This window comes from Undibacterium sp. GrIS 1.8 (assembly GCF_040544445.1).
GTDB lineage: Bacteria > Pseudomonadota > Gammaproteobacteria > Burkholderiales > Burkholderiaceae_D > Undibacterium.
This window is the reverse complement of the sequence record NZ_JBEONQ010000091.1, coordinates 1-7,772: the sequence shown is the minus strand read 5'-3', so window position 1 is coordinate 7,772 and position 7,772 is coordinate 1. Positions and strand designations below refer to the sequence as shown.

Genomic DNA, 7,772 nt, shown 5'->3' with positions numbered 1-7,772 from the left:
TGGACGCCCAAACTCCGTCCGTAGTCAGAAAGTTCCTGCATAAATGATCGGGGTTGGGGTACTTTTTACTTCAACTTTTAAGTGCACCAACGCCCCACGCCGGCCAAATACGGGTCAGCCGCGCCTACGTTCATCTCTTCAGGGCGATGTAAGCTGGGCCATCAAGTGCTCACGGTCTTGCGATCCGTCCTTGCTGCTTGCGCTTGGTCGGTGCTGCTGTCGATTCGTCACCTGCCGCTCGTCCACATCGGTCAACTGTGCGATCTTGCCGGCACGTGATCGCCGATCACAGCTGGCCAGCTCAGGCTTCCTTTTCTCAAGACACATCCAATGAAAAAAAATTTCCTCGTTCTATCGTTGCTCACCCTGGCAAGCGTCAGTAGCCCATTATTGGCCGCCACCGATGTGGTGATCACACCACCCATGGTCACGATTAAGGGCGGCAAATTCTCGATGGGGAGCACGGCCAATCCTAAGACCTGTCAAACAGCGTCGTTAATTTTCCAGTTGTCAGCGCGGGGCGTTTCCAGAGAGATTCACAGAAGCCCTTGCGGCCATTGGATCGGCGAAAATTTCCGTGACGCTGAATTTCAATTGAAGTGGAAAATTCTCTGCGCTGTTTAACAGCGCTGCGCTCTAACGCAGGCAATACGGCATCGACTTGATGCGCGAGCAAAGTAACGATGATTACGTCGTAGGATTGGCTCTCATCTAGCGTGTCGGTTACGAGCATATTTATACGCTCACCATTTACATCAACGATACCGTTATCGCATTGAAGTTATTGAATGGCAAGGTGGTGGTGACGTAATTATAGTAGCTACCATTTTTCGATTCGAAGGCCATCTTCCGCAAGTGATGTTCGGAAGACTTCCCCCCGTGATACATATACTTGGAAATTCTGAACAAGCTGCCGTGTTGCGTTGGAGTCTTGATGTATTCAATGCGGAATTGCGCAATATGGAGGTCGGTCATTCTCTTATCTTGAATCATCTTGCACCGATCATGTTATTACAAACATTACGAATTTATCTGCTCTCAGCAAAGAACGAAGAAAACTGGCTGGTCGCCGTTTCGAACCTTAAACTTTCGAAGGTACTCGAATCAATACACTCAGATTTCGGCAGAGCGTGGTCAATTGATGCTTTCGCGAACATCGCGAACATGTCACGCTCAAGCTACGCACCTGCTTTCAAGAAAATGGTCGGTTTGGCACCGATGGATTATTTAGCACACTGGAGGATGCAAGTTGCTTGTGAGCTTCTGCAAGCGGGAGGCGCAAGTATTTCTTCAATTGCAAGCACCGTTGGTTACTCCTCAGAGAGTGCTTTTAGCGTCGCCTTCAACAAAATTGTGAAGTGTCGGCCTGGCGCTTACCGACGACGTTACACTGTTGGCGCAACATAATGAGATAAAGCAGTCGATTTGATCTCTACCAAGTATCCTTCCTAGTCGCATCAATATGAGATGGAGCTAATTAGTTAGTTGCAACCAAATCGTTGATACTGGAAGAAATCGACATAATGTTGGCAACATTACCGGCGGTGATTGTCATCAAACGATCAATCTGATTCAGCAATGTTTGATAGTCGGAAAGTGATTTCATCGCACGCTCATTTAAATCGGTTGAGAGTTCAGTTTCGTAATTAGAGATGAGCCGCCGTAAATAGTTCAGCTTCTTATTTCCGCTTAAGATGCAGACCTTTGCGTCCATTAAATATTGAAAATGTAGCTTCTGAGTTAGTTCGGAAAGCTTATTGATATCTGTTGCAAATTGCAGGATGCTTACTTGCCATTTACGGTGGCTGATATCAGTAACATTCGGCATATTTTCGGTTAGTTTTAATGCAATCTGTTCTTCTTCAACGAGAATTAAAATCTTTGTAATTCGGTTAGTGATATCAATACTCATCTCGTCAAATTTTTGTTGCTTGACAAAAAATTCTGTAAAAATATTTTTACTGTCAAGATGATATTTATTCATTTTTCAACTAGCGAAGCAAGAGTAGAGGACTAGCCATTTTTCAATAAAATCTTACCCCAGCTTTATAGCAATCGCATAGAAAAAATACTTCTCTTCGTAGGTGAATTGACTTTTTTTGACGAATAAAAACTTTCTTTCAAGTTTGTATTCGTTTGAGCGCTGAAATATTACCCATTCGGTTTGATCTTCCCTCCATTGCCAGGGGATCGTAAGTTCTCCACCGAATCTAAATTCAGACAGATCCTCTTGAAACTATTAAGCTGCACCGCTACTTTAGCCGGCCAGCGCGAGAAGTCGTATAGATCAATTAAAAAGGTGGGCTCGGCCGTCGGATGGTGTTGCGCTTGGCTGTTTCCCTCAAAGGAACTTGGTTGATAAGATGCTAGCGTTTGTGGATTCCTAGTAATGCAACGTCGTTACTCCGATCCCCCTTAATCCGGATAGATAGAATTGTGTGCAAAACGTGAGTCAATGTTCTACATAAATTTTGAAGCAAAAAAAGTACGAGCAATAAATAAAATGCCGTCCAGTTTTAAATGAACGGCATTACGGAGCGAGTTCCGTTTCTTATTGCAAGCTACTCCTATGCCTACGGGTTTAGCGCGGCGTTGGAATTTCCCATATACCACGGCCATACGTCGACACGCGCAAGAAACCGCCGCGGGCAGGCATGTAAAGGTCAGTTACATGCACAACCGGCAAGCCAGCGCCAAACTGATCCCAGGACAAGCCCCCGTTAGTCGTCTTGTATACGCCAATCCAGGTAGCAGCATAGGCAGTCAAGCCGCTTGGGTCAGCCGGGCTGACTAGCACCTTGGAGATAGGTAATTGTGGTAAACCGTTACACGCCTTGCTCCAGGTTACACCGAGGTCTGTGGTCTTGGCTAGCCAGCATCCTGATGATTGAAAGTTGGCGTTTTCCGAAGCAACATACATCGAAGTGTTATTGATCCATGCCACATTGCTGTTGAAACCATCGGTCACACTGGTTGGCAGTCGCTGAGTTGTCCAGGAGGCGCCGGCGTCGGTCGTGATACGTACGCGGCGTCCAGACGCTGCGGCCGCAATTCGGTTGCCATCGGTCGGATGTACGCCGATCACATGATCAGCCGCACGTATCGAATTGCCCTGCGCATTCGGGTCGGTGCTAGAGATCGAGTTCCAAGATGCGCCACCATTGGCTGTACGCCACAATTCATGGAAGCTACGTGCATAGAACACGCCACCAGTAGGATCGGCCGCCGCAGTCGGGGTGTAGATCGTGGTGTAAAAGTAGGCATTGCAGATATCGATGCCATTACTGTGACAACCATCCTGGCTGATGGTCGGGTAATTCCACATGCTCTGGTCGGTTGGAGCGACCGTCGAATAATAGATACTGTTACCCACATAGGAGCCTATGACGGCTTTGCCTGTGGCCTGACTCCAGCCCACGCCGAACCCATCGCCGCCAGAAGTTTGGTTGAAAACGCCGCTTCCGTTGATGCGCAAACGGGTACCATTATCCTGCAGGCCGGTAATTACACTGGAAGCATCCGTGCCCGAGGTGGCCAGCGAATACGTCAAATGATCAACCAGACCGATATTCTTACGATCATTCCAAGTTGTGCCACCATCGTCGCTGATAAACAAACCGCCGTCGTTGCCATAAAAAATACGCTTGATGCCGTTTGCCATCGAAATCGCAGCAGTGTGTGCATCGGCGTGTGTATAGGCTAGTCCGAATTGTCCAAGCCAATTGGTTTGCACGGTCCAGGTCTGACCGCCGTCGGTCGACTTAACGGTACTTAAATTGCCGCCGAAGTACACGGTATTGCGGGTGGTATCGCTAGGATCGACGATCACCATCTGGTTGTACCATGCCTGTCCGTGCATGACGTTCAAGTCCGGCTGATCGCTGTTCGGGTTCACGGGTGCGCGCCCGTTCAGGCCAAGTGCAGTCCAGGTCTGCCCACCGTCTACGGAACGGAACATATCTTGTTGATCTGAATTCGACGCAGCAGCGATCGCGTACACTATCTTGTCGCCGGGCGCACCGACCGCCAAAGTCGCACGGAATGCACCTGTGTAGCCATTACCGTTGTTCGCGGTTGGTACAAAGTTTGCGCCTCCATCAGTTGAAACAAACATCGAAGATGCAGCACCCGGAGCGTACGCAACGGCGAGCCAGCCGGCCGATGTCTTGGCCAAGCTGCTAACTGTCATGCTGGTGGAGATACCGTTAGCGGGAGCATAGCTTATGCCCCCGTCCACTGAGCGGTATAAACCTCCGTTGGTGGCAACAAGCACAGTATCGGTTGAACCACTGGTATCGACTTTCAAATCGAGTGAGGTTGTGGCAGTTGGTAAGTTCAGCGGCAGGCTCCACGTATTTCCGCCATCGGTGCTGCGCTGCACATAACCACCCAGCAGGCTGATACCGTCGAACGGATCGCCCAAAACCATGTAGATAGTATTCGGATTGCTGCCGAGTGCCGCCGCGCCGCCGCTGGTTGTCACGCCGGCGTCAGTCAATGCTTGCCAGGTCGGAGCATTTGAATTGAAATTCGTGGTCTTCCACAAACCACCGCCTGACGACAGTACGTACACAGTGTTGGAATCAGTCGGATGTGGCAAGATCGAGTTGACGCGACCACTGTCGACGATATTTTGCGCGATGCCGTTTTGTGCGATTTGCGCAGCGATCGGGCCGATCGAGCGCCACTTAGGGATAAACACAGGTGCAACGTGACCTGCCAATAATTCTGGATGACGCGCAGCCTGCGCTTGAATCTGTACCAACGCACGACCGAAGAAATCCTTTCCCAAACTACCCGAAAAACGTATTTTTAACCAGTCGCCGCGATCATACATGGACTGAGTTTCATTATGCGCTAAGCCACCTAGCGGGCCAAATGGTTTAGGCGTGTAGGATTCATCGTTATTGCCAGCGAAGGCGTTGACGGTGGCGGCCATCAGAGCGGTTAGTGCAAGCTGTTGCATTATTTTATGAGACTTCATTTACAAACTCCTATAAATACGTCAGTCATTGATTCGGGCGCGCAGAACCGCTTTCGCTATATCGCTTAGCCATGCATGAAGAGCAGCTTGTGTCCGAACATCATGGTTTAGTGCTTAATTCACTTCGACTTCATGTCTGCTTTTCAGCGGACTGGCGTACTCGCCTGACACCAGCGATGCTGGCTAGGCCAGCCAGCCAAAGAGCGAGCATTCCTGGTTCAGGCACACTTTGAACATCGATCAACTTGACATCACCAGTGAATTCGGTAAACGCATAGAGACTGAGGCCAAGCCCGACTGGATCGAGCGTCGAAGTAGTCCCCAACTCGTCAAAGGAGCCGCCAATGTTCCCTAGGTTGTTGGTGAAGAACGAAAACAAAGTATCGCTCGTTAAGCTCGTGTAAAACTGGCTAGAAATAAAACCGCCTAACAGGTTGTAGCTGATCTTGTATTCTTGTTGCGTGCGATTGCCGGTATTGTCGGTTGTATCGGATATCACGTCCGAGTAAATCAATGCGCTCGAATTACCGCTAGTGCTAGAGTTATCGAAAGTGTTGTCGAGCTGTGTGAAGGACTGTCCGCCCGTGATAGCGTTGTTTACGCGCGAGCTCATGGTTGGAGTGTAGGGGGTTCCCGACCGCATATATGCAAAATTATAGAACGCGTTGGACTGCATTACAGCGCCAAAACTGGTGTCGGTGGTACTAAGCGGCATCGACGCGATCACCATACTCTCCTGGAAACTGGTTGCGGCTGTCGTCACGCAGGTTGGCTGCATCGCTCCGGTACAATCATTTTGTGTGACATTGCTACCGTCGAATGTGAGCATGACATCGGCATGAACCGAAGTGGCGCTGAGACAGAGCATCGCCGTTGCGACGGCGGTCAAGACTGATTTTGAAAAATTAAGCACAACGGATCTCCCGATATTAATTTTTTGAAGGTGTATGAGCGCAGTCCCCAAAGTCTAATTCTTGACCAAAAGAGAATGCAATCTGATGAAGCAGCTACGTACAATTGACACCGAAAAATCGATGTTTCTTGATAATATTGCATTTATGAAGCGTCAACAACTGTTAGAAGTGAATTCTGTTGTAATTAGAACAAACGCGCTAAGAAAATGAAATTCGAAACCTGAGCAAGGAATTTCTGATTTGCCAGAAACGGCCCTAGAGTTGTCGCGATTGACAGTTAGTCTGATATTGTCATGTCCGTCAAACAAATGAACAAGCCAAGCTTGTAGTCGTTATTCGATATCCAGTAATGTACAAATTGCTTTAACTTTTTTTGATGGCAAACCTTCTAGCATGCTGATAATTTGTTCAACTCTCATATTATTTTTCGATTTCTCGATTCCATTTTTTAGAAAAAATGAAATTGGTATTCCTAGTGTGACAGCAAGTTTCTGCAGATTACCTTTGCTGATTTTTCCCGTATTTATCCAACCATGCACCGCCTGAGGGTTGACTCCAAGCTCTTCTGAAAATGTTTTTCAGACTTTCTATATTTTTTTAATGGCAATATCAATTTTCTTTGCAAGTCACCTTCAATCAATAAGTCGGTGTTGACTACGTATTGCAAAAAAATGTCCTTGCTTAGCCTTTGTGCCTATCAAATGTGTATAGATTGACCGGCGACGCCGGAAAGTCGGATTAGATTATTTCCTCGTAAGGGGTGCGTTAACATGTTTTTTGCTGGCTTCGGTTGTGTTTGCCGTAGCTAAAACAACGCGATCATTCGAGGTGTCGCTTTAATTCGGCAATATAATTGCCAGCGCAGAATTTGGCGTTTTGAAATTGACGACTTGAAATGGGAATACGGACGAAGCTTAGCTTTCCAAAAGCAGGTAATTTCAATAAGAGTGCAACGAGTTCACCAGTCGCCGAGAAATTACTATTTCATTTGTCAACGATAAGACGCGCCTAAAAATCCGTCAAACACAGCCATTGCTGTCAGCCGATTCTCGGATCAATGTCTCAGTGTGGTCAGCTAATCTATGCAAAATTTGTGGGGTCGTAATTGAAAAATACACGTGGTTTTCAGACTCATATTTATCGAGCAATCGCGTACAGATATTGTCGGTCCAGCGCCACCCTGATTTTCGGGGGCGGATGGATGGATGAGCGATAAGACTCTCAGGGATAGGAAAATCAACTGCATCTGCCCACTCCCAAAAATAATTTCTCTGATGGAAATTAATCGGTGGATGACGTAAAAGTTTAGCAATTTTATCGGTGTAACGGTCGGTAAAATCGATCAATTCCAGTCGATTGGTGTTTTTTCCAGGAGTTGCATGATCGCATTCTATGCAGCAATGGTATTGGCGAATGTCCGCTAATTTTTTTGCGCCCCGGCGTTCTGAGCGGGTAGGAGAGATTAAGGTGAATTGTTGGTTGCCAAATTCAACAATTTGACTTCCCGCTACTGCATGATAAGACAACCCCGACATTAACCGAAGAACCCGAGCGCCTAAAATGGCAAACTCAGCGCATTTGAGACTTGCTCCCATTCGTCGTCCGGAATATTTCTCTTCCATGACTTCATGCAAAGCGGCATCAATTCTATCCATCCAGATAGAAGAAAAAGGTATTTGTAGTACAGGACCGGTTGATGTTGTAGACGATAGCACGAGAAATTTTGATCAGATATTGCAGGTTGATACTGAAAGTAAACTCTTCAATTTGCCTATAAATGTGTAAGCGTCCAACGCTACCATCTATGAACAGCAAATAATTTCATGCACTGTCCAGACTGGATCATTTTGGAGAGCAAAGTATGTCAAGAATCA

At 47.3% G+C, this 7,772-nt stretch carries 6 protein-coding genes; 2 read left to right on the top strand and 4 right to left on the bottom strand.

What is annotated here, in order from left to right; all coding sequences use genetic code 11:
• The first annotated feature begins 330 nt into the window (after positions 1–330).
• Together AAKU64_RS21820 and AAKU64_RS21815 are read left to right on the top strand one after the other, a co-directional pair.
• Positions 331–624: a hypothetical protein gene (locus AAKU64_RS21820; protein WP_354363017.1), complete on the top strand. Its 294-nt coding sequence runs from the start codon at positions 331–333 to the stop codon at positions 622–624.
• A 75-nt stretch (positions 625–699) separates the two neighbouring features.
• Positions 700–1,407: a helix-turn-helix domain-containing protein gene (locus AAKU64_RS21815; protein WP_354363018.1), complete on the top strand. Its 708-nt coding sequence runs from the start codon at positions 700–702 to the stop codon at positions 1,405–1,407.
• Positions 1,408–1,477: 70 nt separating this feature from the next.
• Here AAKU64_RS21815 and AAKU64_RS21810 read toward each other — a convergent pair whose 3' ends face one another.
• The 4 genes from AAKU64_RS21810 to AAKU64_RS21795 all read right to left on the bottom strand — a co-directional run bounded on the left by AAKU64_RS21810 (position 1,478) and on the right by AAKU64_RS21795 (position 7,520).
• Positions 1,478–1,984: a hypothetical protein gene (locus AAKU64_RS21810; protein ID WP_354363016.1), complete on the bottom strand. Its 507-nt coding sequence runs from the start codon at positions 1,982–1,984 to the stop codon at positions 1,478–1,480.
• A 597-nt stretch (positions 1,985–2,581) separates the two neighbouring features.
• Positions 2,582–4,984 (bottom strand): WD40/YVTN/BNR-like repeat-containing protein, encoded by a 2,403-nt coding sequence (locus AAKU64_RS21805; protein ID WP_354334767.1) that lies wholly within the window; start codon positions 4,982–4,984, stop codon positions 2,582–2,584.
• Between the two features lie 130 nt (positions 4,985–5,114).
• Entirely contained in the window at positions 5,115–5,852 is a 738-nt protein-coding gene (locus AAKU64_RS21800) for a PEP-CTERM sorting domain-containing protein (protein ID WP_354363015.1), read from the bottom strand.
• Positions 5,853–6,917: 1,065 nt separating this feature from the next.
• Positions 6,918–7,520, bottom strand: a complete 603-nt coding sequence (locus AAKU64_RS21795; protein ID WP_354363014.1) for a hypothetical protein — start codon at positions 7,518–7,520, stop codon at positions 6,918–6,920.
• Positions 7,521–7,772: the final 252 nt, after the last annotated feature.